Genomic DNA, 25,488 nt, shown 5'->3' with positions numbered 1-25,488 from the left:
TTCGGAGTCGTCCTCACGCTATCTTCAGCAGTCGGACACCAGCGTGATGCGGGCGATCGGAAAGTGAGACCGGCATAGTGTTTCCCCAGCAGACAGGTAAGTAGCCTAACTATTAAGTGGATCGTCGGAGGCAGGTTAGGGATGGAACTCGCCGATGGCGTTTACACCGTTCCAGTGACGCTCGAACTCGAGGACCGAGACGTGACGCTACACCCGGCAGCGGTCGAAACCGACCGGGGGATCGTCCTGATCGACGCCGGCTGTCCCGGAATCGTCGACCAGCTCGAAGCAGGCCTCGAGGCGGCCGGGTTCGACTGGAACGACGTGTGGGCGACGCTGCTCACCCACCAGGACGTCGACCACGCCGGCGGACTCGCGGACGTGGTCGACCGAGCGGATCCCGTCGTGATCGCTCACCGCGAATGCGCCCCGTACGTCGACGGACGGATGGAGCCGATCAAGATGGACGATCGACGGTATCCGTCCGTTCCGGTCGACATCACGCTCACCGAGGGGGATCGGTTCAGCACGATCGCAGGACCGATGGAGCTCCTTCACACGCCCGGTCACGCACCCGGCCACCTGTCGCTGTACTTCGAGGAGGAACGGTTGCTGCTCTCGGGCGACGCCCTGCACGCGCCGGAGGGGCGACTCGCGGGCCCGCGAGGACCGCTCGACGAAGCGGAGGCGATCGACTCGATTCGAAAGCTGTCTCCTCTCGACATCGAGCGGACGCTGTGCTATCACGGCGGATTCGTCGAGCAAGGGACCGACGTCATCGAAACGCTCCACAGTACCGACTGAAACGATTCACAGACCGATCGCACAGCCGTCGCGCGATCGGGTGTGTAGCGACTGTCAGCGGCTACTTAGCGATAGTAACCGGCGAAAGGCCGGCGAACGAGACCACTGGTTCGTACGTCACCTCGAGCGGGCGAGCGAATCGAGTACGGGCGGGAGCCAGGATCGAACAAAACGATCGACGGCGGTCCGGTTACGGAACGAAGGCGATCTCGAACAGCGAGAGCAGAATGACGAGCAGCGAGCCGGGAAGCCCGCCGAGCGCGACGATCACGAGGGCGATGGGTGTGACGGCGACCGTGAGTCCGAACACCGCCTGGGCGAGAAACAACACAAGCAGTCCGACGGCCGTGTTGACGATGAAGGGTCTGACCGTCCGAATGAGCGTCGACGCGCCCAGTACGGCGACGAGAACGAGCACTAGCAGGAGAATCTCGAGTCCTGTAATCATAGTCGACAGTAGGGAATCGAGAAGGGAAAGCAGTTCGGTACAGAACGAAACGCTTTAAGAGGTCCACCCGAAAGGATGGGTACGGGATCGTGGGTTAGCCTGGTATACTTCGGGCCTTGGGTGCCCGTGACCCCGGTTCAAATCCGGGCGATCCCATATTGCTGCTGCGAACAAATTCGTGAGCACCTGCAATTGGAAGAGCGCGGATTCTGAAGTGGACGAGACGCGCACGGCGAAGCGGGCGCGTCTCAACGTGGTTCAAGTCCGGGCGATCCCCGACAGCAGAGACGTAAAGTGGTGAGTTTGCTGCTTTGGGTTCATCGTTCACACAGAGTTTAGCAACCGCTCGAGAGCTACGCCGACCGTAGCCAGCACGTGAGGGGCGATCATGTTGCGGAGTCCTCGCCTCGAGGGCAGTGTCAGCGCCGAGAGACTGCACACTCGAGTGTCACAAATTATCACGGGCTGAGAACTCGATACGAAACGAAGGGGTCGTTGGCGAGTTCGCTGGTACTCGAACAGGATCCGCTTTGCAACCCCGAGAGCGTCGATCGGTCCGTAGGACAGAAAATATCGATATCACGGTTGGCAGCCGTTGTTCGGCTCGAACTCGAGCCGGGAAACCGACGAACAATCGGTGTCCCGGACCGACTGCAGCGCGACCGCGGGAGAACTGCGGATCCCGCGGAAGCACGCATTCGTTGTGCCGAGATGGGCACCGCAGTCACTCAGACCCGATTGCATATGGTCGAATATACGATATTGTGCAACTCTTAGAACCGACCGTCCGAAAATATCCGTCCGATGAGGACGAATGCAAACCCTTAACCGTGCAGTCGGCCTGGATATAATCGTAATGGCAAACGGTACGGTTGACTTCTTCAACGACACAGGCGGCTACGGATTCATCGAGACTGAGGACGCAGACGAGGACGTGTTCTTCCACATGGAAGACGTCGGCGGTGACGATCTCACGGAAGGTACTGAGATCGAATTCGATATCGAACAGGCCCCCAAGGGCCCGCGCGCAACGAACGTCGTTCGCTCGTAATTACGGTTTCGCACTGTCGCCATCGAGCGACACCGCGTAACTTCTAACACAGGCAGCGTTGTCCTGTTACCACTATTTTACCACCGAGCGCAGCGAGCTGCTCGAGGGGCACCGTCTCAGAGCGAGTGCTTGTACCCGCACTCCGGGCAGTACATGAATCCGGATTTCATCAGGATACTGCTCCGGTCACAGCGGGTACACGTCGAGCCGACCGAAACACCGGTCTCGCGGGCGAGCCCCGCGACCGTCCGCTCGAGTTGCTGTTGACGAGTTTCCGCCGCCTCGAGCCGGGCGGTAAGCGTCTCGAGACGCAGCAGCAGCGCCCGATGCTGCGTCTCCGAACGTAACGACGAACTGGGACTCATGAGGAAGGTAGGCACCCGAGAGATAAAAGCACACCTCTGAGCTGCCAGCGGCCGGGATTTTTGGGAGCCGCACTCGGTTCAGGACGAACGGGACCGGATGACTCTCGCCGGAGCAGAGTGACCCTGGAAAAGGTAGCCGTCGGGCAACGCGCCACCCTCCAGGGCCTACGTTCTAGTTGGAACCGAGACCACATAAATAGCTACTGGACCCAACGCAAGCCCTTGAAGACACCCGTGCGAACACCGGCGAGCGCTTCGAGTAACTGCGGAGCCGGTGAGGGCACGAGTGGGTTGCAAGCCGAACGGTTTCTATCGGACGGTTCCTACGCGGGCAGTGTTATGGAGGTCTCGGGACCGCTCAAGCGATGGCTCGTCAACGGCATCATCCTCACGATTCCGTTGGTCGTCACCCTGCTCGTGTTGCTGGTCGTCGTCGATTTCGTTCTCGGCATTCTCTCGCCGATCGTCGACGGCGTCGCGTACGTCTGGCCGAACGAACCGCCGACGGTCGTCATTCAGCTCGCGACGCTGCTCTCGCTGTTCGCGTTCTTCATGCTGATCGGGGTCGTGGCCGAGCAGACGCCGGGGAAACACCTCTCGAAACGAGTTCACGCGACGATGGAGACGATTCCTGGGGTGAGTACCGTCTACGAGACCGTCCGACGGGCCAGTGACGTTCTGGCCGACGACGAGACGGAGCAGTTCCGGGACGTCAAACTCGTCGAGTTCCCGCACGAGGGTGCGTACATGTTCGGATTTCTGACGGCGGATACGCCGGCAAAAATCGAACGCAACGTGGAAGAAGAGACGCTGGTGACGCTCATGATCCCACTCGGCCCCAACCCGACGACGAACGGGTACATCATGCACGTTCCGGCCGAAAACGTCTACGACGTCGACGTCACCGTCGAGGAAGCCGTGCGCTCGACCGCTACCCTCGGGGTGGCCGTCGACGAACTCGGTGAGCCGACAGCCGACGATCCCCCGATAAAAGCCGGCTCTCGCCGATAGGCTTCCGAGGACCGAGCGTCCGCCGGCGACCAGTTTCGCTCCGCTTTGCAACCATTTATACACGATGGCGACCCTACGAGAGTGCAATGGCGCAAGCGGGAAATTCTGAACTCGTCGACTCGTTCGAGCAGTTCTTCCGCAACTACTACGACAACGAGATCAAACAGCTTGCGCAGCAGTATCCGAACGAACAGCGATCGCTGCACGTCGACTGGCAGGACCTCTACCGGTACGATCCGAACCTCGCCGACGACGTCCTGAACCAGCCCGAACAGCTCCAGCGCTACGCCGAGGAGGCATTGCGGCTGTACGACCTCCCGATCGACGTCAGCCTCGGTCAGGCCCACGTCCGGATTCGAAATCTCCCCGATACCGAGTCGCCCGAGATCCGGGAGATTCGCGCCCGGGATATGAACTCCCTCGTGCAGGTCTACGGCATCGTCCGGAAAGCCACCGACGTCCGTCCGAAGATCGAGGAAGCCGCCTTCGAGTGCCAGCTCTGTGGCACCCTGAGCCGGATTCCCCAGTCCAGCGGGGACTTCCAGGAACCGCACGAGTGCCAGGGCTGTGAGCGACAGGGACCGTTCAAGGTGAACTTCGACCAGTCGGAGTTCGTCGACTCCCAGAAGCTCCGGATGCAGGAGAGTCCCGAGGGGCTTCGCGGCGGGGAAACTCCGCAGTCACTCGACGTTCACATCGAAGACGACATCACCGGCGAGGTCACCCCCGGCGACCACGTCTCCGCGACGGGCGTCCTCCGACTCGAGCAACAGGGCGACCAGCAGGAGAAATCGCCCGTCTTCGACTTCTACATGGAGGGGATGTCCGTCGACATCGACGAAGAACAGTTCGAGGACATGGACATCACCGACGAGGACAAAGAGGAAATCGTCCGGCTCTCCTCGAGCGAGGACATCTACGAGAAGATGGTCGCCTCCATCGCTCCCTCGATCTACGGCTACGAACAGGAGAAACTCGCGATGATCCTCCAGTTGTTCTCGGGCGTAACGAAGCAGTTACCGGACGGCTCGAGGATCCGCGGGGACCTGCATATGCTCCTGATCGGGGATCCGGGTACCGGTAAGTCGCAGATGATCGGCTATATCCAGAATATTGCGCCTCGAGCCGTCTATACGTCCGGTAAAGGCTCGTCCTCTGCAGGGCTTACTGCCGCTGCGGTTCGCGACGACTTCGGCGACGGCCAGCAGTGGACGCTCGAGGCCGGCGCACTCGTCCTCGCCGATCAGGGAATCGCGGCGGTGGACGAACTCGACAAGATGCGCTCGGAGGACCGAAGTGCAATGCACGAAGCCTTAGAGCAACAGAAGATTTCGGTCTCGAAGGCGGGGATCAACGCGACCCTCAAATCCCGCTGCTCGCTCCTCGGCGCAGCGAACCCCAAGTACGGTCGCTTCGACCACTACGAACCGATCAGCGAGCAGATCGACCTCGAGCCGGCACTCATCTCGCGATTCGACCTGATCTTCACGGTTACCGACGAACCCGACGAGGAGAAAGACCGCAACCTCGCCGAACACATCATCACGACGAACTACGCGGGTGAGCTGACGACCCAGCAAGAGCAGATGACGTCGATGGACGTCTCGACCGAGGAGATCGAGGAGATGACCGAGCAGGTCGACCCCGAGATCGACGCCGAACTCCTGCGCAAGTACATCGCCTACGCGAAACAGAACTGTCACCCTCGAATGACGGAGGTGGCCCGCAACGCGATCCGGGACTTCTACGTCGATCTGCGGTCGAAAGGGACCGACGACGACGCCCCGATCCCGGTGACGGCGCGGAAACTCGAGGCGCTCGTGCGGCTCTCGGAGGCCAGCGCTCGCGTGCGGCTGTCGGACACGGTCGAGGAGTCGGACGCGAACCGGGTTATCGAGATCGTTCGCTCCTGTCTGCAGGATATCGGGGTCGACCCCGAGACGGGCGAGTTCGACGCGGACATCGTCGAAGCTGGAACCTCGAAATCCCAGCGCGACCGGATCAAGAACATCAAACAGCTGATCAGCGACATCGAGGAGGAGTACGACGACGGTGCGCCGGTCGACATCGTGCTCGACCGGGCCGAGGAGATCGGGATGGACCAGTCGAAAGCCGAACACGAGATCGACAAACTCAAACAGAAAGGCGAGGTCTACGAGCCGAGTACGGACAACCTCCGGACGACGTGACGACCGCGATCCGGCAACTCTGCACATCGGGAGTCGTACCGGTCCTCGAATCGCCTAACGACCCTGGTTCTCGAGCGTCGTTACCGTCGACCGGATCGTCGCGGGTGCAACGTCTGCGACCGCGGCCGCGTCGGTCTGGGTAACCGACGGCCACTCCTCGCGTTCGCCGGCAGCCCTGTACAGACACGCCGCAGCGACGCCGCTCGGATTGCGGCCGCCGATCGATCCGTTCTCGAGGAGCGCGGTCACGTGCTCGCGGGCGCGGCGCTCGACGGCCGTCTCGAGGTCGAGTTTCGAGGCGTAGCGCGGCAGGTACTGCGTCGGATCGATCGGGCCGGTCGGAAGCCCGAGATCGCGGTTCAGCGCGTCGTAGGCGGCCTTGAGTTCGGCGGCGTCGGCGCGAGCGGCGTCGGTGATCTCGTCGATCGTTCGAGCGAACGAGTTCGTCCGACACGTGGCGTAGATCGCTGCCGCGGCGAAGCCCTCGATCGAACGTCCCTGAAGGAGTCCCTCGGACTGGGCCGAGTCGAAGAGCGTGCACGCCTGCTCTCGGACGGAGTCCGGGAGCGAGAGGAGTGCGTTCACGCGTCTGATTTCGGTAAATCCGTACACCTGGTTCTGATCCGCCTTCGAGGAGATCCGGGCGCGGTTGTGTTCGCGTCGAAGCCGGGCGATCTGTCGGCGTTTGCGGCCGGTCAGACGGGAGCGGTAGCCCGACCCACTACTGTATCCGATCTCGGTGGAGAGTCCGCGGTCGTGCCTCGAGCGCGTCAGCGGCGCACCGGTGCGCCGTCGGTCCGTTCCGTCGTCGAACGAACGCCACTCGGGACCGCGATCGATCGCGTCCTCGTCGGAGACGAGACCACACTCCTCGCAGACGAATTCGGTTCCCGCTTTCCGTAGTCGACCGTCGCACTCGGGACAGGTAGCGGACGACTCCGTTCTAGCCATCGGTAATTGTCACCAGTTAGTATTAATGAGTGTAGTCATCTTATTTAAACTATGAGATTCACCCAGAATGCGCCGACGGGAGGGGTGGGCGCTCTCGATATTCCGGAAACAGTCGTCTCGACAACTGGTAGAAGAAGTTCGGTCCGCTGAGGGAATTACTCCGCCAGGTGCTCGAGCACGCCGTCCGTGTCGGCGGGCACGGGTTCGGGTTCGTTACCGGCAGCGGCGGCCGCGTCGGGATCCTTGAGCAGGTGACCGGTAGTGAGGCAGGCGACGCGTTCGGACGAGGCTACGATACCCTCGGTGCGTAGTTTGCGCAGGCCCGCGACTGAGGCCGCCGAGGCGGGTTCGACTCCGATCCCCTCGCCCGCGAGGTCGCGCTGGGCTTCGGTGATCTCTTCGTCCGAGACGGCGATCGCCGTCCCGCCGGTTTCGCGGACGCCGGGGAGTGCCTTGGGGGCGTTGACCGGGTTTCCGATCCGAATCGCCGTCGCGCGCGTCTCGACGTCGTCCCAGCGGCGGACCTCGTCCGCACCGTTCTCGATCGCCTCGACCATCGGCGCGGCGCCCTCGGCCTGGACGCCGGTGAGCTTCGGCACCTCGTCGCGGTCGAGTTCGCCCGCCTGAACGAGCTCTCGGAACGCCTTGTACAGGGCCGCGGTGTTCCCCGCGTTGCCGACCGGGAGGACGATCCGGTCGGGGACGGCGTCGTAGTCGGCCCGGAACCCCTCGAGGATCTCGAGGCCGATCGTCTTCTGGCCCTCGAGGCGGAACGGGTTCAGCGAGTTCAGCAGGTAGGCCTCGCCCTGGCCCGCGAGTTCCTGGACGATGTCGAGGCAGGCGTCGAAGTTTCCGTCGACTTCGAGGATGCGCGCGCCGTGGAGACTCGCCTGGGCGATCTTGCCCGCGGCGACCTTTCCCGCGGGCAAGAGAACGAGCGTCTCCATCCCGCCGCGAGAGCCGTAGGCGGCCAGTGCGGCGCTCGTGTTCCCGGTCGAGGCGCACGCCAGCCGATCGACCCCGAGTTCTCTCGCGACGGCGACGCCGACGGTCATCCCGCGGTCCTTGAACGAGCCCGTCGGGTTCATCCCCTCGTGTTTGATCCGCAGGGCCTCGAGGCCGATCTCGTCTTCGAGTCGCGGCACCTCGTACAGCGGCGTCGCGCCCTCCTGGGTCGTGACGCCCTCCTCGAGCGGGAGCGCGTCGGCGTAGCGCCAGACCCCACGTCCCTCGAAGTCGTCGAACGTCGGCAGGTCCGCGTAGCGAACCTCGAGCAGCCCGTCACAGGCGTCGCAGGTGTAGCGGACGTCCTCGAAGGGAGCGAACGTTTCGCCGCAGTCGATGCACTCGAGCCAGGTTCCGTCGGCCGCGTCGTCGGGCACGTCCGGCCGGTCGGCGGAGAGACTGAGACTCATTATCGGGACGTAGTGGGCGACGGAGAAAAAGGGGCTGATTGCTGTGAACGCTGCCACCGGTGAACGACGAACGGGCGGTCACTCGTCGCCGAAGCCGTCGATGACGTCGTGAACCGTCGCCGTCCAGGCGTCTAGCGCTTCGTGGAGCATTTCCTTGACTTCCGGCAGCGCGACGGCGGTGTACTGGTAGACGTAGCCGCCACCGTCGAGGAGGCGGCGATCGCGTCGAATCAGGCCGCGTTCGTACAGCGTCGTCATCGCACGGTTGATCGTACTCCGGTCACGGTCGAGCGGTCCTTCGAGTTCGTCGATCGTGCTCCCGGGTCGGTCGACGAGCGCGAGATAGGTTCGGGTCTCGTGAGCTTCGATCCCGAAGACGCAGCTCATCACCGTTTCGAACGCCGGGTTCGGCGCGTCCATCAGTTCGTCGAGACGGTGACGGGGTTCGTCGGCCATACGTTCCGTACGATTCCGCGGACAAAAACGTCACTCACGTACTCTTCGACGACTCCGCTCCGTAACCCATGTTCCGGATACAGGCCCGCATTTCGCGCTCGCTCTCGTGGCGATGTAACCGCGTCGGCGTGTCGCAGTATTAGACCGAGCCGTCGTATCGCAGCGTAACCTCGTGTTCGTCGCCCAGGGTCGTCGTCGTGATCACGACCCGGCGACCGTTCTGGATCGCCTCGAGAATCGCGTCCGCGTCGAGGTCACCGGCGCCGATGCGAAGCGGGTCAGCCATCAGTACAGACTGGGCGTGCCCGCTCAAAGAACCTTGACGTCCCCGTCGTCGCGTTCGATTCGACGCCCGTGCGTCGCCGGCGCCAGACCGAGACACCGCTACGTGTAGCCGCGGCTATCGGTAGCATATGGCATCGAAAGTACGAACCCGAACGGACGAACGAACGGGAACCGCACTCGAGCCCTGGCAGGCCGGCGTCATCGGGGGCACCGCTGGTGCGATCGCCTTCGGCGCGATGATGGCGGCGCAAATGCCCGAGGTCCTCGAGGCGGCGATTCCGGCGATGTACGGTCTCGAAGGCGGACTCGTCGGCTGGATACTCCACGTCTCTCACGGTGCGGTACTCGGCGTCGTCTTCGCGGCGTTGCTCGCGGCGACGGGTCAGGATCACCGCGGCGTCGGCCGGAGTACCGTCCTCGGCCTCGCTTACGGGGTCGTCGTCTGGGCGGCTCTCGCGGTCGTGGTGATGCCGAGCTGGCTCTCGATCGTCGGCTTCCCGATGGCGCCGCCGCTACCGAACGTCGACGTCGGGAGCCTGATGGGCCACGCCGTCTACGGGATCGTCCTCGGCGCGGCGTACGGGTTCCTCGAGCGCTAGCTACGAGCAAAAGAGACGGCAGCTACTCGAGTAACCAGCTCAACAGCGCCTTCTGGGCGTGGAGCCGGTTCTCGGCCTGATCGAAGACGACCGAGCGCTCGCTCTCGATGACGTTGTCGGTAATCTCCTCGCCGCGGTGGGCGGGCAGACAGTGCATCACCGACGCCTCGGGCGCGTGCTCGAGCAGGTCCGAACAGACCTGGAACCCCTCGAAGGCGTCCATCCGGACGTCTCGCTCGTCCTCCTGGCCCATGCTGATCCAGACGTCGGTGTAGACGACGTCCGCGTCCGCGACCGCGTCGACGGGATCGGTCGTGGTCGTCGGATCGCCGCCGAGTTCGCGGGCGCGTTCGAGCACGTCGTCGTCGATCCCGTACCCCTCGGGCGTCGCGACCGTGAGATCGATGTCGGCCAGTGCCGCGCCGATCACGAACGACTGGGCGACGTTGTTGCCGTCGCCGACCCAGGCCGCCGAGACGCCGTCGAGTCCGTCCATCTCCTCGCGGATCGTCAGCAGATCCGCGAGCGTCTGGCAGGGGTGGGCGTCGTCGGTGAGCCCGTTAACGATCGGGACCGACGCGTACTCGGCGAGCACCTCGACGTTCTCGTGTCTGAACAGACGCGCCATCACGACGTCGACGTACCGCGAGAGCGTCCGCGAGGTGTCCTTCAGCGGCTCGCCGCGGCCGAGCTGGATGTCGTCGGCGCCGAGGAAGATCGCGTGGCCGCCGAGCTGGGTCATCCCCGTCTCGAAGGAGACGCGGGTGCGGGTGCTCGGCTTCTGAAAGATCATCCCCAGCGTCCGGTCCTCGAGGTCGGCGTGGTCCTCGCCGCGCTCCTGGGCGCGTTTGTACTCGCTCGCCCGCTCGAGGACCGCCGTCAGCTCCTCCCGCGAGAGGTCGTCGATCTCGAGGAAGTGCCGCGGCTCCGTTTCGGCCATCAGTCGTCACCTCCGCGCAGCGTCGTCGAGACGCGCTCGAGGACGTCGACCGACCGGTCGAACTCGGTGAGCGAGAGCCGCTCGTCCGGCGCGTGATCCAGATCGGAGTTGCCGGGGCCGTAGGTCACCATCGGGCAGTCCCACGCGCCGGCGTAGAGGTTCATGTCGCTGGTGCCGGTCTTGCGCAGGAGCCGCGGTTCGGCGTCCTCCTTGCGGATCGCCGCCCGGAACGCGCGGGCGACCTCCGTTCGGGGGCTTTTCATCACGGGCGGGATCGGCTCCGCCCACGAGACGGTACCGATCTCGAGTTCGGCCTCGGCCGTCTCGCGGACCGTCTCGACGTCGAGCGCCGGCGGAACCCGGAGCTGAACCTCGAGCGTCGTCTCGACCGACAGCCCGTCGTCGCTAATCCCGCCGTCGATATCGACCGGTTTGGCGGTCACGCGTTCGAAGACGGGCGTGTACTCGTCGTCCTCGAAGACCGATTCGACGGTCGTCCACCAGTTCGTCGCGTGCTGGATCGCGTTCGGTTCTGGTCGGGAGGTGTGTCCGGACTCGCTGGTCGCCACGTAGGTGCCCGCGAGAAAGCCGCGGTAACCGAGCGTGATCCCCGTCGCGCCGCTGGGTTCGCCGTTGACCACGGCGTCGGGTTTCTCGCGGTCGTCGACCAGGTGACGCGCGCCGCGCGAGTTCGTCTCCTCGCCGACGACGCCGACGAAGGAGACGCCCGTCCGGACGGCCGCTGCGGCCATCGCCGCGAGCGGTCCGGTGGCGTCGACGCTCCCGCGCCCCCAGAGGACGTCCTCGCCCACCTCCTCGGCGACCTCGCGCTCGACGTCGGCCTCGTCAGCGGGTTCGACCTCGACCGGGATCTCGCCGGGAACGGTGTCGACGTGGGAGGTCAGCAACACCGCGTCGTCCGCCGGCGCGCGAACGTTCCCGACGTCGTCGAGCCACGCCTCGCGCCCGTAGCCCTCGAAGAACTCGACGAGTCGCTCGGCCGCGTCCCGCTCCTCGCCGGACGGCGACGGAATCGAGACGAGGTCGGTCAGTAGCTGTCGGGCGTCCTCGAGCGGAACGTCGGCCGTATCCTTCATCGTCGTGCTCATGGTCAGGACTCCGCTTTTGGCGCGAGTACGTCCGCGAGCGCGGTCACGAGCCGGTCGGCGTCCGCCTCGTCGAGGACGAGCGGCGGCAGCAGTCGGACGACCGAACGCCCGGCCGGCAGCGCGAGTATCTGGTGCTCGAGCGCGAGGTCCCGAAGGACGCGGTTCGCGCCGCGTTTGACCTCGACGCCGACCATGAGTCCCTCGCCGCGGACGTCCCGGATGGGGACGTCGAGTTCGGCGAGTTCGTCCTGCAGGTGGCCGCCGACGTCGGCGGCGTTCCCCGGCAGGTCCTCGTCGACGACGACGTCGAGCGTCGCGTTCGCCGCGGCGGCGACGAGCGGGTTCCCCGAGAACGTCGAGCCGTGCGGCCCCGCGTCCTCGGCGATCCAGTCGGCACAGAGCGTCGCGCCCATCGGCAGGCCGCTGGCGATCCCCTTCGCGGTCGTCAGGATGTCGGGCGTCACGCCGTACCCCTCGCAGGCCCAGAGATCGCCCGTGCGGCCGATCCCGGTCTGGATCTCGTCGAAGACGAGCGCCGTGTCGGTCGCCTCGGTGACCTCGCGGGCCGTCTCGAGGTACTCCTGGGGTGCGGGGTGGATGCCGCCCTCGCCCTGGATCGGCTCCAGAATGAGCGCGGCGGTGTCGTCGTCGACGGCTTCGGAGAGTTCGTCCGCGTCGCCGTAGGTGACGAACTCGACCTGGTCCTCGAGCAGCGGCTCGAAGGGCTTCTTGTACTTCGGTTTCCACGTGGCGGAGAGCGTCCCCGCGGTGCGACCGTGGAAGGCGCGCTTCGCGGCGACGATCTTCGTGCCGTCGGTCGCGCTGCGGGCGAACTTCAGGGCGGCCTCGTTGGCCTCCGTGCCGGAGTTACAGAGCCAGACGTTCCCCGTCCCGCCGGGTGCGAGCGCCCCCAGTTTCTCGTGGAGTTCGGTTCGCGACTCGACGGGGTAGGAGCCCTGGACGTACAGCAACTCGCCGGCCTGCTCCCGGACCGTCTCGACGACGTCCGGGTGGCAGTGGCCGGTCGGCGTGCAGGCGTAGCTCGCGCCGAAGTCCAGGTACTCGGTGCCGTCGTCGGCGGTGAGGGTCACGCCCTCGCCCGAGTCGATACTGATCGGCTTCTGGGAAAAAACGAATCCGCTCATTGCTCAGGTACCTCCGTTTCGGCGAGCGCGCCGGGCTCGAGCGTCGTCCCCTCGCCCGCGAGCGCGCTCGTGATCGGTGCGTCCGCGTTAGCCGTCGCGACGGTCACCGAGGACGCGCCGCCCTCGAGTGCCTCCACCGCGGCCATGACCTTCTTCGTCATGAAGCCTTCAGCGGCGTCCTCGACGGTTGCGAACTCCTCGGGCGTCGCTGCGGAGTCGATCTTCGTCGACTCGTCGTCGGGATCCTCGTAGATGCCCGATACGTCGGTCAGCACGACCAGGTCGGCCTCGAGCGCCCCCGCGATCGCCGCGGCGGCGCGGTCGGCGTCGGCGTTGACCGCGGTGTACCCTCCGTCCTTCTCCTTTCCGAGCATCGGGACCGAAACGACGGGCGTGTAGCCGCCCGCGAGGGTCGTCTCGAGCAAATCCGCGTTCACGGACTCGATCTTGCCCGAGTGATCGCCGCGCTTGATCTTCTTCTTGCCGTCCTCCGTCACTCGGACGGCGGACTTGCGTTTCCCCTCGAGAAGCTTTCCGTCCGTGCCCGAGAGGCCGACGGCGTTCACGCCCTCGTTGTGCAGGCTCTCGACGAGGTCCGTATTGAGCTTGCCGGGCATGACCATCTTGAAGACGTCCATCGTGTCTTCGTCGGTGAACCGTCCGACGACGCCGCCGGGCGTCTCGACGTAGGTCGGCTCCTCGCCGAGTTCCTCGAGGGTCTCGTCGACAGCCGTCGAGCCGCCGTGCGTGAGGACGACCTCTTCGCCGTCTTCGACCAGCGAGGCGACGTCTGCCAGAGCGCCTTCGGGATCGACGGCGCGGGCGCCGCCGATCTTCACTACTACGGTCACGCGAGCCACCTCCGGTGGCGAGTGTGACTAGACAAGTCGCAGCCCGCGCAGCAACGCGAGCAGGAACGTCTCGGCGTAGTCATCTCAGGGCGCCCCCACGGGATGGAGTCCCGTAAACTCGAGTCCGGCCGTCTCCTCGAGACCCAGCGCGACGTTGGCGGCGTGGACCGCCTGTCCCGCCGAGCCCTTCATCATGTTGTCGATCGCCGAGAGGACGACGACGCGCTTGTTCGAGGGGTCGAGTTCGAAGCCGACTTCGGCGAGGTTCGTCCCCGCGACGGACTTCGGCTCGGGGTAGCGGTAGACGCCGGAGCCGCCGGCGGCCATCCGAACGAACGGCTCGTCCTCGTAGCAGCCGCGGTACGCTTTCCAGAGGTCGCCCTTCGAGACGGGACTCGAGGGGAAGACGTGACTCGTCGCACTCGCACCGCGGACCATGTCCACGGCGTGACAGGTGAACGCCACGCTCGTGCCGAGGAACTGTTCGATCTCGGCCTCGTGGCGGTGGCCCGTCGGCGCGTAGGGGCGGACCACACCGGACCGTTCCGGATGCGAAGAGGCCTCGCCGCCGCCGGCCCCTCCCTCGGAGGAGCCGACCTTCACGTCGACGACTATCTGCTCGCCCCCGTCGAGAATCCCGTGTTCGAACAGCGGGTACAGTCCCAGAATGGTGGCGGTGGCGTTACAGCCGCCGCCGGCGATCAGTTCCGCGCCCGCGAGGTTCTCGCGGTTGATCTCGGGGAGCGCGTACTCCGCCTTCTCTAAGTACTCCGGCGCGCTGTGGCCGTCGTACCACTCGTCGTACTGCTCCTCGGTCTCGAGACGGAAGTCCGCCGAGAGGTCCACGACCGTATCCGCGACGTCGAAGAACTCGTCGATCTGTCCCATCGAGACGCCGTGCGGCGTCGCGGCGAACAGGACGTCGACGGACTCGAGGTCCTCGGGTTCGGTAAAGCGCAGGTCCGTCCCCCGCAGCGGCGGGTGAACGGAGCCGACGCTCTTGCCGGCTTTCGAGCGGCTCGTAACCTCTGCGAGCTCGAAGTTAGGATGGCCGGCGAGCAGTCGCAACAGTTCGCCACCCGTAAAGCCGGAGCCGCCGATGACGCTCGCGGTGACGGTCTCGGCGGACTCGTCCGCGCTGGCGTCGGTGCCGACCGCCATCAGAAGGTCACCTCGACTTCCTGGGGATCGTTCTCGGCCGCCTTTTGCTCGAGCCAGTCGACGACGGTGCCGGCGACGTCGGTCTCGACGGCATCGCTGAGCGCCTTGAACTCGACGGTGTGATTGACCTCGTGGACGGTGTAGGAATCGCCAGTTTCCATGAGGTCGACACCCAGCAGGCCGCCGCCGACGGCGTCACTGGCCTTCTGGACGAACTCCTTCGCTTCCGCGTCGAGTTCGAAGACGTCGGTCTCGGCTCCCTTCGCGGCGTTCGTGATCCAGTGGTCCGACGAGCGAACCATCGCGGCGACCGGCTCGCCGTCGATCGCGAGCACGCGGATGTCCCGCCCGGGTTTCTCGACGAACTCCTGGACGTAGAACACCTTGTGCTCGTAGTGACCGAGGGTAGCCTTGTGCTCCAGGATCGCCTCGGCGGCGTCGCGGGAGTCGATCTTGGCCATCAGGCGGCCCCACGAGCCGACGACGGGTTTGAGGACGCAGGGGTAGCCGAACTCTTCGATGGCCTCGAGCGCCGTCTCCTTCGTGAACGCGACTTTCGTCGCGGGCGTGGGGACACCCGCCTTCTCGAGCGCGAGGCTGTTCTTCACCTTGTCCGCGCAGATGTCGGCCGTCTCGTGGCTGTTGACCACGGGGATGCCGTACGCCTCGAAGAACTGCGTGGCGTACAGGCTCCGGCTCGTGGCGAGACAGCGGTCGACGACGATGTCGAGGTCGGCGAACTCCTCTGGCGTCTCGCCGATGTCGAACGTCTGTTTGCGGACGTCGATCTTCGTGATCTCGTGGTCGCGCTCGCGAAGCTCGGAGAGGAGGAGCTTCTCGTCCTTGCGGATCCGGGAGTAGAGGATTCCTATCTGCAAGGTCACTCACCCCAGTCCTCTTCGAGCTCCGGGGCTCGCTCGAGGACTGGCGGCTCGGTGTCGACGACTTCCAGTTCGGCTCCGCAGGTCGTACAGTCAACGATCTCTCCAACTTCCAGATCGTCGTGCAGAGACACTTCGGCCCCACACTCGACGCATTCTGTCATTGTACTCCCAACTGGGAGTGCAGGACCCTTAAACCCTTCGAACCTAATAGAAAAATTATATGTCCGATACCACCCACTAACGGTGTAAGAAGCCTATTTTCCGGCAGATTTTGTTCCGTGTATCATTTGGAATATGTGTTGTCCCCCGGCGGGGACGGCGGCGGCGGAAGCGGGACTCCCGCTCGCCCGCAGGTCGGTTCCGCGCCTGCGGACGGTGATCGTCGCGGTCGCCGAACCGGACGGAACGCGGCGGGCTCAGACATAGTCGTTCACCTCCTCGCGGAGCGCCGCGTGAGCGTCCTCGAGCGCCGCCGCCGTCTCCGCGCGGGTGCTCTCGTGGCTCTCGAGCGCGTCGCGGGCCGACTCGATCTGGGGTGCCACCGCTTCGGGTGCGGGGCCGCCCTGCGAGTCGCGGCTGGCGACGCTCCGTGCGGGGTCGAGTGCGTCCTCGACGGCGTCGGGGTCGACGTAGCTCTCGAGGGGTTCGCCCAGGACGTCCTCGGCGGCGGTTTCGAGTGCAGCGTAGTCGCCCCCCGCTTCGGCCGCCTTCGCGACCATCTCGTGTGCGGTCCTGAACGGCAGTCCGTTCGCCGCCAGCAGGTCGGCGACGCCGGTCGCCGTCGAGAACCCTTCGCCGGCTTCCGCGGCGAGCGCGTCCTCGTTCCAGTCGGCCGTCGCCACCGCACCGGCGGCGACCTCGCCGGCTTCGGTGACCGCGTCGACGGTCTCCCAGGCGTGGGTCGTCGCTCGCTGGAGATCGCGGTTGTACGCGCGGGGAAGTCCCTTGAGCGTCGTCGTCAGTCCCTGGACGCCGCCCGCGGCGTCGCCCGCGACCCCGCGGACGAGTTCGAGCGTGTCCGGGTTCTTCTTCTGGGGCATGATCGACGACGTCGAGGAGTAGTCGTCCGCGAGGTCGACGAAGCCGCGGTTCGCGAAGATGATCAGATCCTCCGCGAGTCCGGACAGCGTCGTCGCGTGGGTCGACAGCGCCTGCGTGGTCTCGAGCAGGAAGTCCCGGCTCGAGGAGGCGTCCATCGAGTTCTCGACGACGCCGTCGAACCCGAGCAGGTCGGCCGTCCGCTCGCGGTCGATCTCGAACGTCGTTCCCGCGAAGGCCGCGCCGCCGAGCGGCGACCGGTTGATCCGCTCGTAGGCCTCGAGCAGCCGTTCGGTGTCGCGGCGAACGGCGCCCTCGTAGGAGAGCGCCCAGTGAGCCACCGTGGTGGGCTGGGCGGGCTGGAGGTGCGTGTAGCCGGGCATGATCGTCTCCGCGTGCTCGCGCGCCGCGTCGACGAGCGCCTCGCGCAGCGCGAGCGTCGTCTCGAGCGCCTCGAGGACGTCCTCGCGCAGGCGGTAGCGGATGCAGGTCGCGACCTCGTCGTTACGCGAACGCGCGGTGTGCATCTTGCCACCCTCGGCGCCGATGCGCTCGATGACGGCCGTTTCGACGGCCTCGTGGACGTCCTCGCCGTCGGGTAACGAGGCGTGGCCGTCGACCTCGGTCGCGTCGAGGGCGGTCAGGATCGATCCCGCGGTGTCGTCGTCGACGATGCCCTGCTCCGCGAGCATGAGTACGTGCGCGCGGTCGACCTCGAGGTCGGCCTCGAAGATCCGTTCGTCGGCCGCGAGCGAGGAGAGAAAGCTCCGCGCGGGGCCGCCGCTGAAGCGGTCCCGTCGGACGACGCCCGACCCGTCGGATTCGTCCGCCGATCCGCCGGGAGCTTTCTCTCCAGTCATTTACTCCTCTCCCCCGTCGGTTGCGAGCTCGATCTCGTCTTCCTCGTCAGCGTCGGCGTTCGCAGCGATCGCCTCGTTGGCGAGACGGCGCTGGAAGCCGTGGTACTTCGCGACGCCCGTGGCGTCCTCCTGGCTGATCTCGCCGACCGTCTCCGTGTCGAAGGACGCGTGCTCCGCGGAGTACGCGGCGTACGTGCTGTCGCGAGCGACCGCACGGGCCTGTCCGCCCTCGAAGCGGATCGTGACGGTGCCGGTGACGCGTTTCTGGGTCTCGTCGATGAAGCCCTCGAGCGCGCCGACGAGCGGGGCGTCGACGAGTCCTTCGTACCCCTTCTTCGACCAGCGCTGGTCGATTAGCTGTTTGAACTCGCGTTCCTCCTGCGTGAGGACGAGCGCCTCGAGCGCCTCGTGGGCGTTCAGCAGCGTCGTCGCGGCGGGGTGCTCGTAGTTCTCGCGAACCTTGAGCCCAAGCATGCGGTCCTCCATCGAGTCGGTGCGACCGACGCCGTAGGCGCCGGCCACGCCGTTGAGATGCTCGACGAGGTCGACGGGTTCGTACTCGACGCCGTCGACGGCGACGGGGTAGCCGTTCTCGAATTCGATCTCGATTTCCTGGGTGTCACCGGTCGGTGCTTGCGTCCAGGCGTAGATCTCTTCCGGCGGGACGTAGCTCGGATCCTCGAGCTTGTCGCCCTCGACCGAGCGGCTCCAGAGGTTGGTGTCGATCGACCAGTCGCCGCCGCTGCCGCCCTCGACGGGGAGGTCCTTCTCATCGGCGTACTCCTGTTCCCACTCGCGCGTGAGCCCGAGTTCGCGGACGGGCGCGATCACTTCGAGATCGGAGCTGCGCCAGACCGCTTCGAAGCGGAGCTGATCGTTCCCCTTGCCCGTACAGCCGTGAGCGATGCCGGTACAGCCCTGTTCTTCGGCGACCTCGAGGATCGCGCTCGCGATCACCGGCCGCGCGAGTGCGGTCCCGAGCGGGTAGCCCTGGTAGGTCGCGTTCGCGCGGACGCTCTCGAGACAGAGGTCGGCGAACTCGTCTTTTGCGTCGACGACGTAGTGTTCGAGGCCGAGCGCCTCGGCGGTTTCTTCGGCTTCTTCGAACTCCGATTCCGGTTGTCCGACGTCGACGGTGACGCCGATAACGTCGTCGTATCCGTACTCTTCCTCGAGCAGCGGGACACAGACCGTCGTGTCGAGTCCGCCCGAGAACGCGAGTGCAACGCGTGTCATGTCGTACTCGGATGCAGCAGGAGGATAGACTTAAATTCATTGCTTTAGCTTTTGCAAAATAATCGCATAGAGCACTCTACGCGTGAAAATCGGGGTTTGCGGGAAGTGAAAGCAGCCGGGAAACAGGGGATAGGGTATAGTATGGGCTCAAAGGCCCGGTCGTCGCGGTCGTCGCGGCACGACGGCTCCATCGGTACCGAAAAGGGCAACCGAACGCTCGATGGAGCGTCTCATTGCTCACTTCTAAGAGAGCGGATTGCCTTAAATCCTACCCGTGTGGCAAGTGTTACGCGGGTCGCGACTACTCTTCGGACTCCGCTCCGTCCTCCGTCGGAAGCGCGAGGACGTTCTCCCGGCCGATTCGGAAGACCTCGATCTCGTCGTCCTCCCGGAGACCGCTGACGACCTGACTGGTCTTCGCCTCGGTCCAGTCGAGTTCCGAGACGACCTCCTGCTGTTTGACCCGGCCGCCGCGCTCCTCGAGCAGACGCACGACGCGCTCTTCGTTGCTCAGCAGTTCCGGCGGCGGTCCCGCCTGCGGCGTCTCGACGACGTCTGCCGGTGGATCACTGTGGGTTTCGGCTCCGAACTCCGGTTTGCGTCGATATCTGAGCCACCAGCCGACGAGTGCGAGAGCGGCCAGCAGCCCGAGCGCACCGGTGACTGCGAGCCACGGCATCGCCGGCCCCTCCTCGGTTTCGGCCGGTTCGTCGGCGGCCTCGCTGTTTTCGATCACGACGATACGAGGCTGATCGTCGGTGAATTCGGTTCCGTCGCCGTCCCAGAAGACCGACCCTTCACCCCGGTCGTCGGAGTCCGGATCGATCTCGTAGGCGGTGTAGCTCTCGGGCCAGAAGATCTGCAGGGTCGTGTCGCTCATGAGCGTAAATCCCGACAGTGCGTCGCCCGCCTCGAGACGGTTCAGTTCGACGTGGGAGAACGACGACCACTCGAACGTGAATTCGACGTGACCCAGGTCGCGCGGCGCGGAGCTCTCGTCGGTGTCGACGGTGAAATTCGAGAGCTCCATCTCGCGGTCCGTCGCGTTCTCGCCGTCTGCAACGACGTTATTCCAGTCATCCTCCTCCGACTCGAGGTACTCGTCGGGGTTCGACTCGATATCGTCGCGCAACGTCTGCCACTGCTCCTGGGACTCGTTCTCGTCGTTGATCGGGAATCGGTAATCGACGACGAACGTCGCCGAACCGTTCTCGTACAGGTAGACGTCGATGTGGATCTCGTTCGCGTCGTCGAGCTGGAGACCGTCCTCGTCGTCAGTCTCCGGTTCGTCCTCTTCCTGTAGCGTTAGCTGCTCGGTCTCGCCGCCGTCGGCCACCACAGCCGATGCGGCCGGAATCGGCACGACCAGGCACCCGACCACCATCGTGAGCACCAACAGGGCCTGGAGCCCCCTCACATCCATTACGGGGAGATGGTAGAGCCGTCTAAATAGGTCTTTCCGACGACGACGACGGAGTGTTTTTTAGACCGTTCTCCAGTATCATTCAGTATGAACGACACGCGCGGCGCACTCGCGGTCGAGACCCTGTTGAAAGTCGTCCTCGCGTTAGTCGCCGTCCTGCTCGTCATCGAGGTCCTGAGCATACTCGTCAGCGGCCTACTCGCCTTGCTCCGCCCGCTGTTGATAGTAGCCATCCTCGTCGTGATCCTCCTCTGGCTGCTCGATCGAATATAGCCGAACAGAACGCCACACTCATACCTCGTTTCCCCCTACAGACAGTGAGAGTGTACAGCGTCAACGTCCCGGTCCCCGGACGCGTTCGCGAGGTCGCGGACGCCCTCTACCCCGATCTGGTCGGGTTCGAGACCGTTCGCGAGGACCACTCGTGTCTGCTCAAGCGCCTCGGCGACGCCGACCACGTCACGCAGTTACAGCACCGAACGCACCGCGCACTCGAGGGCGCGCCCGCCGTCGAGGCGCGAATCACCGGCATCGACTACTTCGCCGACCCGCCGCTCGGATCGGCACCCGTCGTCTACCTCGCCGTCGAGAGCCCCGGACTCGAGGCGCTCCACGACAGGCTAACCGAGACGTTCGACGTCGTCGAGGGGCTCGAGGGGGACGACTACGTTCCACACGTCACCCTCGCCCGCGGCGGCGACGAGGCGACCGCGAAACGGCTCGCCGACCGCGAGGTCGAGTCGGTCAGGTGGACGGTCAGCGAACTCGAGTTCTGGGACGGAACCTACAAGCTGCCGGTCAGTCGCGTCTCCTTGCCGTCGTAGCGCTTCGCAGAGAGCGCAATCGTCACGGGTCGAGAGCGACATCGCGATCGTCGGAGAGCGAAGTGAGTCGACCGGCGTGGCGGGAGCCGGACCGACGCGTCAGATCGGCTACTGACTTCGCCGGTCGCAAATACTGCTGGTTCCTACGGGAGCGAACGAGCGCTTCTTCTCGAGGAAGCGCCGCCTCCGCCCGCTAGATCGTGCGTACTCCGGCGAGGGTACGCGTCGAGAGTCGGGGAAGATCTGCCCGACGAACGGCGGGTTAAGTTCACCGAGGCGTTGTTTCCCCCGTGGTCCCAACGGTACTCATCGCAGCGGTCGTCGGACTCGCCCTCGGAGTGTTCCTCCAGAAGGGGCGATTCTGTTTCGTGAACGCCTTCCGTGACTTCTTCGCGTACGAGGATTCCCGGGTCACGAAGGGCGTCATCGCTGCGACGCTACTCACGATGGTCTTCTGGGGGATCGCCTACCAGTTCGGATACTATCAGGGGTTCTGGACGCCACAGTGGGGTCTGACCGGGCTCGTCGGCGGCTTCGTCTTCGGGATCGGAATGACCTACGCCGGCGGCTGCGCCAGCGGGACGCTCTACCGCGCCGGCGAGGGTTACCTCCAGTTCTGGCTCACCCTGCTGTTCATGGGCGTCGGCTACGCGGCGTTCGCCGTCGCCTTCCCGACGCTCGAGAACGCCTACTTCGAGCCGCTCACGTTCGGCGAGGGCGTCAGCCTGTTCACCGTCACCTCGATCCCGGCGGGGCTTCTCGCCCTGGCGATCGCGGGCGGCGGACTGCTCGTCTACGCGACGCTGATCGGGAAGTCGGCGACGACCGTCCCTCCCGAGGAGCGGTCGAACGCAGCGTCCGTCCGGCTGACAGTGCTGCTCGCACCGATCGCGGGACTCCGGCAGTTCTGGCGGGGCACGTTCGAGTACTTCCGCAACCTGGCCCTCGCGTGGCGCGATCCGCTCGCCTCGAGCAAGCGACCGTGGGACCCGCGCACCGCCGCGCTCGGGATCACCGGCGCCGCCGTGCTCTGGTTCACCCAGGTCTCGATCATCGGCGTGACGGGCCCCGAAGCGCGCTGGATGGGCTACCTCCTCTCGCAGGCCGGCGTCGAGGCCGAGTCCTACGACTACTGGGGCTCCGTGCTCTTCCAAGGACAGGGCGTCGACGTCACCACCGACATGGTGATGATCGGCTTCGTCATCGTCGGCGCGTTCCTCGCCGCCCTCTGGAGCGGCGACTTTTCGGTCCGGGTCCCGAAGCGTCGACGCCTGCCGAACGCTGTCGGCGGCGGCCTGCTCATGGGCGCCGGCTCCCGACTCGCCCCGGGCTGTAACATCGGAAACATCTACTCCGGCATCGCGGAACTGTCGGTCCACTCGTTCGTCGCGGCCGTCGGCATCGTCGCCGGCGTCTACGTGATGACTCACTGGATCTACCGCGAAGTCGGCTGCGCCCTCTGAATCGCTCGCTAACCGACTGCCGCCTCCACCGACACGAACACACCAATGCCATCCATCGACGACGTCACGAACACGCCGGACGAACTGAGCGACGACCGAGCGGACGAACTCCTCGAGGAGGCCGATCTCGTCCAGGACATGATGGGCGAGATGTGCCCGTACCCGCAGGTCGAGGCCAAGAAGGGCCTCCAGAAACTCGAGTCGGGCGACCTCCTCGTCCAGGAGACTGACCACGTCCCCTGTACCGAGAACGTGCCTCAGGCCGTCGGCGACGACGCCGACGCGCAGGTGTGGCGAAGCGGCGACGCGACCTACCGCATCTACCTCCGGAAGCGATAATGGTCGACGAACTCGATCCCGAAACCGTCCGCGAGCGCATCGAGCGCGACGACGAGTTCGACCTCGTCGACATCCGCGACGGCGAGGACTACGACGAGGGCCACCTCCCCGGCGCGGAGCACGCCACCATCGAGGAACTCGAGGAGACCGTCGTCGACCGCGACTGGGCCGACGACGTGGTCGTCTACTGCTACATCGGGAAAACCTCGGTCCAGGCCGCTCGTCTCGTCGAGGAGTACGGCGACGCCGAGGCCGTCGCGAGCATGGCCGGCGGCTACGACGCCTGGGAGCCGGAATCGCTCGTGGCCTCGAGCGGCGACTGATTCCGGAGCGTTCGGCGGTATCTCAGGGCGCCGGCGGCTCCCCGTCGTAGGCGTCGCGATCGCCGTAGAAGTTGAGCATCGAGAATTTGAGCTTCGAGGGGTCGATGTCGATCAGATTCTCGCGTTCCTCGTGCGGGAAGGTGCTGTTAACGCTGTACTTGCCCAGGTCGGACTTGGCGTCTCGAGAGTAGCGCCGGTCGAGCAGCGCGCGGACGCCGATATCCTCCGGCGAGCGGATTACCCGGCCGAGCGCCTGGCGCGTCTTGCGCACGGTCGGAATCTCGACGGCGTAGCGCCAGCCGGTGTCGGTTCCGTCGAAGGCCGCGTCGTAGGCCTCCTGGACCGCCTCCGCCCGGTCGTCGAGGTGTGGGTAGGGAACGCCGACGACCAGGACGGTTCGCGCGTCGTCGCCGTCGAAGCTCACCCCCTCGGAGAGCGTTCCCCACAGCGAGGTACAGAGCACGGCGTCGTCGTCCGCGACGAACTTCCGGCGGAGCTCCTCGACGGCGACGCCCGGCTCGTCGACGTACACCGTCTTCTCGCAGCGGCGCTCGAGGCGTTCGGCGTACCGGCTCGCCTCGCCGTAGTTCGGGAAGAACGCGAGCGTGTTGCCGGGCGTCATCCGGACCGCGTCGAAGATGGCGTCGGTGACGTCCTCCTGGACCGCGGGGTCGTCCCGGTCCGAGGAGAACAGCGGCGGCGTCTCGACGGCGTACGTCCGGCGGTGCTCCTCGGGGAACTGCAGCCCGTAGGCCATCGTGATCGGGTCCTCGAGTCCCAGCACGTCCCTGGTGACGTCGAACGGCTGGAGCGTCGCGCTCATCAGGATCGTCGCCGAGACCTCCTCGAACAGTTGGCCGGTGACCTGCCGCGGCAGGCAGGTGTAGAGCTCCGCGCGGCCGTACACCTCGTCCGTGCCGGCGTCGCGCGTGACGGAGACGACCGGATACAGTCCCTCCTTGGCGCCCTCGTTCATCCACGCGCTGACGAACGCCGCCGCCTGTAAGGTCTGACACTCCGTTCGCGTCGCCGTCTCTCCCTCGCGGTAGGCCTCCTCGTACTCCTCGTCGAGTTCCTGGCCGAGTTCCATCGCGGCCTCGAGGTCGTCCTCGATGCCCTGACCCGAGTACTGCTGGAGGAACGCCAGCGTGAGGTCGTCCCGGCGGTCCTCGTTCGCGATCGAGACGTCCTCCCAGCCCTCGCCGACCTGCTCGCGCTCGCCGAAGCTGAAGGAGTCCTCGTAGGTGTCGACCAGCGCGCGGTGGAACGCCGAGAGGGCGTTCACCGCGTCCTCCGAGCGCGGATCGTCGCTCTCGGCGAGTTCGTCCAGCGCGGAGTCGAACGTTCGCTCCGAGCAGGTTCGCGTCGCGTGCTCGCGGGCGGCGTCCTCGACGTTGTGGGCCTCGTCGAAGACCGCGATGACGTCCTCGGGTTCGCGACCGAGCCACCGGAAGAACTGCTCGCGGATGGTGGAGTCGAGCAGGTGGTGGTAGTTACAGACGACCAGATCGACCCCCTCGATCCCTTCCTTCAAGAGTTCGTAGCCGCAGAACTCCCGTTGCTCGGCGTACTCGTATATCTCGTCGGGCGTGCGGACGCCGTCGAACAGCCAGGCGAAGAAGTCGTCCGTATCCTGCGTGAGGTTGTTCCGGTAGTAGTCACAGACGTTCTGGTCCTCGAGGTCCTCGAGTCGCTCCTCGATCGAGTCGAGTTCGTCCATGACGGCGCTGCGGGCGTCGGCGGCGGTACCGTCGCCGTCCCCCTGCTGGCTCTCGGTGAGGAGTTCGCGCTGGCGACGCTCGAGTTGCTCCCTGTCCTGTTCGGCGTCGACGACCGCGCGGGTGTTGTCCCGCAGGGCCTGACACTCCTCGTAGCCGACGTCGATGTGACACATCGAGCCCTTTCCCTTGAACACCACCGCGCGAATGGGTTCCTTGCGGGTGATCGCCCGGGCCTCGGCGACGAACTGGCGCATCTGCTGGTGGACGTTCGTCGTGATGACGACCGTCTTGTCCTGCTCGCGAGCGACCTCGAGTGCGGGAGCCAGCGACGAGAGGGTCTTGCCGGTCCCGCAGGCCCCCTCGAAGAGCACGTTCTGATCGCGCACGAGCGCGTTGTGGATGCGATCCATCGCCTCGCGCTGGTTCTCGTACGGCTGCTCGTACGGGAAAAAGCGCATGTACCCGGCTGTCTCGGACACGGACGATGATAGGTTCCCGCTTCGATAAAAGGGTTCGTCTCGGTCGGATACCGGTGGTCCGCTCGCGATCACGGGACCGTAGCGGCGATCGATTACCGGCCGGCGTACGCACGCTACA

General features: G+C 65.5%; 26 protein-coding genes, 1 tRNA gene and 1 pseudogene. 11 read left to right on the top strand and 17 right to left on the bottom strand.

Annotation, left to right across the window (positions count from 1 at the left end; genetic code table 11):
* Positions 1-141 precede the first annotated feature (141 nt).
* Positions 142-804, top strand: coding sequence for an MBL fold metallo-hydrolase (locus NED97_RS01085; RefSeq protein WP_252488899.1), 663 nt, complete (start codon positions 142-144; stop codon positions 802-804).
* A 190-nt stretch (positions 805-994) separates the two neighbouring features.
* On the opposite strand, the gene NED97_RS01080 is transcribed toward NED97_RS01085, so the two are convergent.
* Positions 995-1,252, bottom strand: coding sequence for a pro-sigmaK processing inhibitor BofA family protein (locus NED97_RS01080; RefSeq protein WP_252488898.1), 258 nt, complete (start codon positions 1,250-1,252; stop codon positions 995-997).
* 83 nt (positions 1,253-1,335) lie between these two features.
* Between NED97_RS01080 and NED97_RS01075 the strand changes: the two genes are divergently transcribed.
* A tRNA-Pro gene (locus NED97_RS01075) sits at positions 1,336-1,408 on the top strand.
* 700 nt (positions 1,409-2,108) lie between these two features.
* Positions 2,109-2,303, top strand: coding sequence for a cold-shock protein (locus tag NED97_RS01070; RefSeq protein WP_252488897.1), 195 nt, complete (start codon positions 2,109-2,111; stop codon positions 2,301-2,303).
* A gap of 116 nt (positions 2,304-2,419) precedes the next feature.
* Here the strand turns inward: NED97_RS01070 and NED97_RS01065 are convergent, their stop codons facing one another.
* Positions 2,420-2,668 (bottom strand): hypothetical protein, encoded by a 249-nt coding sequence (locus NED97_RS01065; protein ID WP_252488896.1) that lies wholly within the window; start codon positions 2,666-2,668, stop codon positions 2,420-2,422.
* Positions 2,669-3,007: 339 nt separating this feature from the next.
* Between NED97_RS01065 and NED97_RS01060 the strand changes: the two genes are divergently transcribed.
* Together NED97_RS01060 and NED97_RS01055 are read left to right on the top strand one after the other, a co-directional pair.
* Entirely contained in the window at positions 3,008-3,679 is a 672-nt protein-coding gene (locus tag NED97_RS01060; RefSeq protein ID WP_252488895.1) for a DUF502 domain-containing protein, read from the top strand.
* Between the two features lie 86 nt (positions 3,680-3,765).
* Positions 3,766-5,868: a minichromosome maintenance protein MCM gene (locus NED97_RS01055; RefSeq protein ID WP_252488894.1), complete on the top strand. Its 2,103-nt coding sequence runs from the start codon at positions 3,766-3,768 to the stop codon at positions 5,866-5,868.
* A gap of 54 nt (positions 5,869-5,922) precedes the next feature.
* Here the strand turns inward: NED97_RS01055 and NED97_RS01050 are convergent, their stop codons facing one another.
* The 4 genes and pseudogenes from NED97_RS01050 to NED97_RS23190 all read right to left on the bottom strand — a co-directional run bounded on the left by NED97_RS01050 (position 5,923) and on the right by NED97_RS23190 (position 8,976).
* On the bottom strand, positions 5,923-6,819 hold the full coding sequence (locus NED97_RS01050) for a transcription initiation factor IIB (protein WP_252488893.1): 897 nt from the start codon (positions 6,817-6,819) through the stop codon (positions 5,923-5,925).
* A gap of 155 nt (positions 6,820-6,974) precedes the next feature.
* Positions 6,975-8,234 (bottom strand): threonine synthase, encoded by a 1,260-nt coding sequence (thrC, locus tag NED97_RS01045; RefSeq protein WP_252488892.1) that lies wholly within the window; start codon positions 8,232-8,234, stop codon positions 6,975-6,977.
* Between the two features lie 78 nt (positions 8,235-8,312).
* Positions 8,313-8,690, bottom strand: a complete 378-nt coding sequence (locus tag NED97_RS01040) for a helix-turn-helix domain-containing protein (protein ID WP_252488891.1) — start codon at positions 8,688-8,690, stop codon at positions 8,313-8,315.
* Between the two features lie 34 nt (positions 8,691-8,724).
* Positions 8,725-8,976, bottom strand: a pseudogene (locus NED97_RS23190) (hypothetical protein).
* A gap of 127 nt (positions 8,977-9,103) precedes the next feature.
* Between NED97_RS23190 and NED97_RS01030 the strand changes: the two are divergent.
* Positions 9,104-9,574, top strand: coding sequence for a histidine kinase (locus tag NED97_RS01030; RefSeq protein WP_252488889.1), 471 nt, complete (start codon positions 9,104-9,106; stop codon positions 9,572-9,574).
* A 22-nt stretch (positions 9,575-9,596) separates the two neighbouring features.
* Here NED97_RS01030 and argF read toward each other — a convergent pair whose 3' ends face one another.
* The 10 genes from argF to NED97_RS00980 all read right to left on the bottom strand — a co-directional run bounded on the left by argF (position 9,597) and on the right by NED97_RS00980 (position 20,221).
* The gene (gene argF / locus NED97_RS01025) at positions 9,597-10,514 is read right to left on the bottom strand and encodes an ornithine carbamoyltransferase (protein WP_252488888.1); all 918 of its coding nucleotides are present in this window, start codon (positions 10,512-10,514) and stop codon (positions 9,597-9,599) included.
* Positions 10,514-11,623, bottom strand: coding sequence for a [LysW]-lysine hydrolase (locus NED97_RS01020; protein ID WP_252488887.1), 1,110 nt, complete (start codon positions 11,621-11,623; stop codon positions 10,514-10,516). Before NED97_RS01020 ends, argF begins: the two co-directional genes overlap by 1 nt.
* 2 nt (positions 11,624-11,625) lie before the next feature.
* Positions 11,626-12,768: an aspartate aminotransferase family protein gene (locus NED97_RS01015; protein WP_252488886.1), complete on the bottom strand. Its 1,143-nt coding sequence runs from the start codon at positions 12,766-12,768 to the stop codon at positions 11,626-11,628.
* On the bottom strand, positions 12,765-13,619 hold the full coding sequence (locus tag NED97_RS01010) for an acetylglutamate/acetylaminoadipate kinase (protein WP_252488885.1): 855 nt from the start codon (positions 13,617-13,619) through the stop codon (positions 12,765-12,767). The genes NED97_RS01015 and NED97_RS01010 overlap by 4 nt, the downstream gene beginning before the upstream one ends.
* A gap of 84 nt (positions 13,620-13,703) precedes the next feature.
* Complete coding sequence (gene argC, locus NED97_RS01005) at positions 13,704-14,780, bottom strand: N-acetyl-gamma-glutamyl-phosphate reductase (RefSeq protein ID WP_252488884.1); 1,077 nt, start codon at positions 14,778-14,780, stop codon at positions 13,704-13,706.
* Positions 14,780-15,664, bottom strand: a complete 885-nt coding sequence (gene lysX / locus NED97_RS01000; protein ID WP_252488883.1) for a lysine biosynthesis protein LysX — start codon at positions 15,662-15,664, stop codon at positions 14,780-14,782. The genes argC and lysX overlap by 1 nt, the downstream gene beginning before the upstream one ends.
* Positions 15,661-15,825 (bottom strand): lysine biosynthesis protein LysW, encoded by a 165-nt coding sequence (gene lysW, locus NED97_RS00995; RefSeq protein WP_005554620.1) that lies wholly within the window; start codon positions 15,823-15,825, stop codon positions 15,661-15,663. Before lysW ends, lysX begins: the two co-directional genes overlap by 4 nt.
* Before the next feature lie 255 nt (positions 15,826-16,080).
* On the bottom strand, positions 16,081-17,562 hold the full coding sequence (argH, locus tag NED97_RS00990) for an argininosuccinate lyase (protein ID WP_252488882.1): 1,482 nt from the start codon (positions 17,560-17,562) through the stop codon (positions 16,081-16,083).
* Positions 17,563-18,798, bottom strand: a complete 1,236-nt coding sequence (locus tag NED97_RS00985) for an argininosuccinate synthase (protein WP_252488881.1) — start codon at positions 18,796-18,798, stop codon at positions 17,563-17,565.
* 301 nt (positions 18,799-19,099) lie between these two features.
* The gene (locus tag NED97_RS00980) at positions 19,100-20,221 is read right to left on the bottom strand and encodes a helix-turn-helix transcriptional regulator (protein WP_252488880.1); all 1,122 of its coding nucleotides are present in this window, start codon (positions 20,219-20,221) and stop codon (positions 19,100-19,102) included.
* Positions 20,222-20,308: 87 nt separating this feature from the next.
* Between NED97_RS00980 and NED97_RS00975 the strand changes: the two genes are divergently transcribed.
* The 5 genes from NED97_RS00975 to NED97_RS00955 all read left to right on the top strand — a co-directional run bounded on the left by NED97_RS00975 (position 20,309) and on the right by NED97_RS00955 (position 23,170).
* Positions 20,309-20,494, top strand: coding sequence for a DUF7554 family protein (locus NED97_RS00975; RefSeq protein ID WP_252488879.1), 186 nt, complete (start codon positions 20,309-20,311; stop codon positions 20,492-20,494).
* 50 nt (positions 20,495-20,544) lie between these two features.
* Entirely contained in the window at positions 20,545-21,045 is a 501-nt protein-coding gene (locus tag NED97_RS00970) for a 2'-5' RNA ligase family protein (RefSeq protein ID WP_252488878.1), read from the top strand.
* Between the two features lie 290 nt (positions 21,046-21,335).
* Entirely contained in the window at positions 21,336-22,508 is a 1,173-nt protein-coding gene (locus NED97_RS00965; RefSeq protein WP_252488877.1) for a YeeE/YedE family protein, read from the top strand.
* 45 nt (positions 22,509-22,553) lie between these two features.
* A complete protein-coding gene (locus tag NED97_RS00960) occupies positions 22,554-22,847 on the top strand; it encodes a sulfurtransferase TusA family protein (RefSeq protein WP_252488876.1) in 294 nt (97 codons plus the stop codon).
* Positions 22,847-23,170, top strand: coding sequence for a rhodanese-like domain-containing protein (locus tag NED97_RS00955; protein WP_252488875.1), 324 nt, complete (start codon positions 22,847-22,849; stop codon positions 23,168-23,170). The genes NED97_RS00960 and NED97_RS00955 overlap by 1 nt, the downstream gene beginning before the upstream one ends.
* Positions 23,171-23,192: 22 nt before the next feature.
* Here NED97_RS00955 and NED97_RS00950 read toward each other — a convergent pair whose 3' ends face one another.
* Positions 23,193-25,370 carry an ATP-dependent DNA helicase gene (locus tag NED97_RS00950; protein WP_252488874.1) on the bottom strand — a complete coding sequence of 726 codons (2,178 nt, stop codon included), beginning with the start codon at positions 25,368-25,370 and terminating at the stop codon, positions 23,193-23,195.
* Between the last annotated feature and the right edge of the window lie 118 nt (positions 25,371-25,488).

The sequence above is a fragment of the Natronococcus sp. CG52 genome (genome assembly GCF_023913515.1).
GTDB classification, from domain to species: Archaea; Halobacteriota; Halobacteria; order Halobacteriales; family Natrialbaceae; genus Natronococcus; species Natronococcus zhouii.
Note: the sequence above shows the minus strand (reverse complement) of the source record. Positions and strands in the feature narration are given on the sequence as shown.

What these genes read in the sequence shown, in the direction of transcription:
- NED97_RS01015 (WP_252488886.1), bottom strand. Translation starts at nt 12,768, where the DNA reads ATGAGCGGATTCGTTTTTTCCCAGAAGCCGATCAGTATCGACTCGGGC.
- NED97_RS00955 (WP_252488875.1), top strand. Translation starts at nt 22,847, where the DNA reads ATGGTCGACGAACTCGATCCCGAAACCGTCCGCGAGCGCATCGAGCGC.
- NED97_RS01020 (WP_252488887.1), bottom strand. Translation starts at nt 11,623, where the DNA reads ATGAGCACGACGATGAAGGATACGGCCGACGTTCCGCTCGAGGACGCC.
- NED97_RS01050 (WP_252488893.1), bottom strand. Translation starts at nt 6,819, where the DNA reads ATGGCTAGAACGGAGTCGTCCGCTACCTGTCCCGAGTGCGACGGTCGA.
- NED97_RS00975 (WP_252488879.1), top strand. Translation starts at nt 20,309, where the DNA reads ATGAACGACACGCGCGGCGCACTCGCGGTCGAGACCCTGTTGAAAGTC.
- NED97_RS01070 (WP_252488897.1), top strand. Translation starts at nt 2,109, where the DNA reads ATGGCAAACGGTACGGTTGACTTCTTCAACGACACAGGCGGCTACGGA.
- argC (WP_252488884.1), bottom strand. Translation starts at nt 14,780, where the DNA reads ATGGCGGTCGGCACCGACGCCAGCGCGGACGAGTCCGCCGAGACCGTC.
- argH (WP_252488882.1), bottom strand. Translation starts at nt 17,562, where the DNA reads ATGACTGGAGAGAAAGCTCCCGGCGGATCGGCGGACGAATCCGACGGG.
- NED97_RS00980 (WP_252488880.1), bottom strand. Translation starts at nt 20,221, where the DNA reads ATGGATGTGAGGGGGCTCCAGGCCCTGTTGGTGCTCACGATGGTGGTC.
- NED97_RS01030 (WP_252488889.1), top strand. Translation starts at nt 9,104, where the DNA reads ATGGCATCGAAAGTACGAACCCGAACGGACGAACGAACGGGAACCGCA.
- NED97_RS01040 (WP_252488891.1), bottom strand. Translation starts at nt 8,690, where the DNA reads ATGGCCGACGAACCCCGTCACCGTCTCGACGAACTGATGGACGCGCCG.
- NED97_RS01060 (WP_252488895.1), top strand. Translation starts at nt 3,008, where the DNA reads ATGGAGGTCTCGGGACCGCTCAAGCGATGGCTCGTCAACGGCATCATC.
- NED97_RS01085 (WP_252488899.1), top strand. Translation starts at nt 142, where the DNA reads ATGGAACTCGCCGATGGCGTTTACACCGTTCCAGTGACGCTCGAACTC.
- NED97_RS01055 (WP_252488894.1), top strand. Translation starts at nt 3,766, where the DNA reads ATGGCGCAAGCGGGAAATTCTGAACTCGTCGACTCGTTCGAGCAGTTC.
- lysW (WP_005554620.1), bottom strand. Translation starts at nt 15,825, where the DNA reads ATGACAGAATGCGTCGAGTGTGGGGCCGAAGTGTCTCTGCACGACGAT.
- NED97_RS00960 (WP_252488876.1), top strand. Translation starts at nt 22,554, where the DNA reads ATGCCATCCATCGACGACGTCACGAACACGCCGGACGAACTGAGCGAC.
- NED97_RS01080 (WP_252488898.1), bottom strand. Translation starts at nt 1,252, where the DNA reads ATGATTACAGGACTCGAGATTCTCCTGCTAGTGCTCGTTCTCGTCGCC.
- NED97_RS01065 (WP_252488896.1), bottom strand. Translation starts at nt 2,668, where the DNA reads ATGAGTCCCAGTTCGTCGTTACGTTCGGAGACGCAGCATCGGGCGCTG.
- NED97_RS00985 (WP_252488881.1), bottom strand. Translation starts at nt 18,798, where the DNA reads ATGACACGCGTTGCACTCGCGTTCTCGGGCGGACTCGACACGACGGTC.
- argF (WP_252488888.1), bottom strand. Translation starts at nt 10,514, where the DNA reads ATGGCCGAAACGGAGCCGCGGCACTTCCTCGAGATCGACGACCTCTCG.
- thrC (WP_252488892.1), bottom strand. Translation starts at nt 8,234, where the DNA reads ATGAGTCTCAGTCTCTCCGCCGACCGGCCGGACGTGCCCGACGACGCG.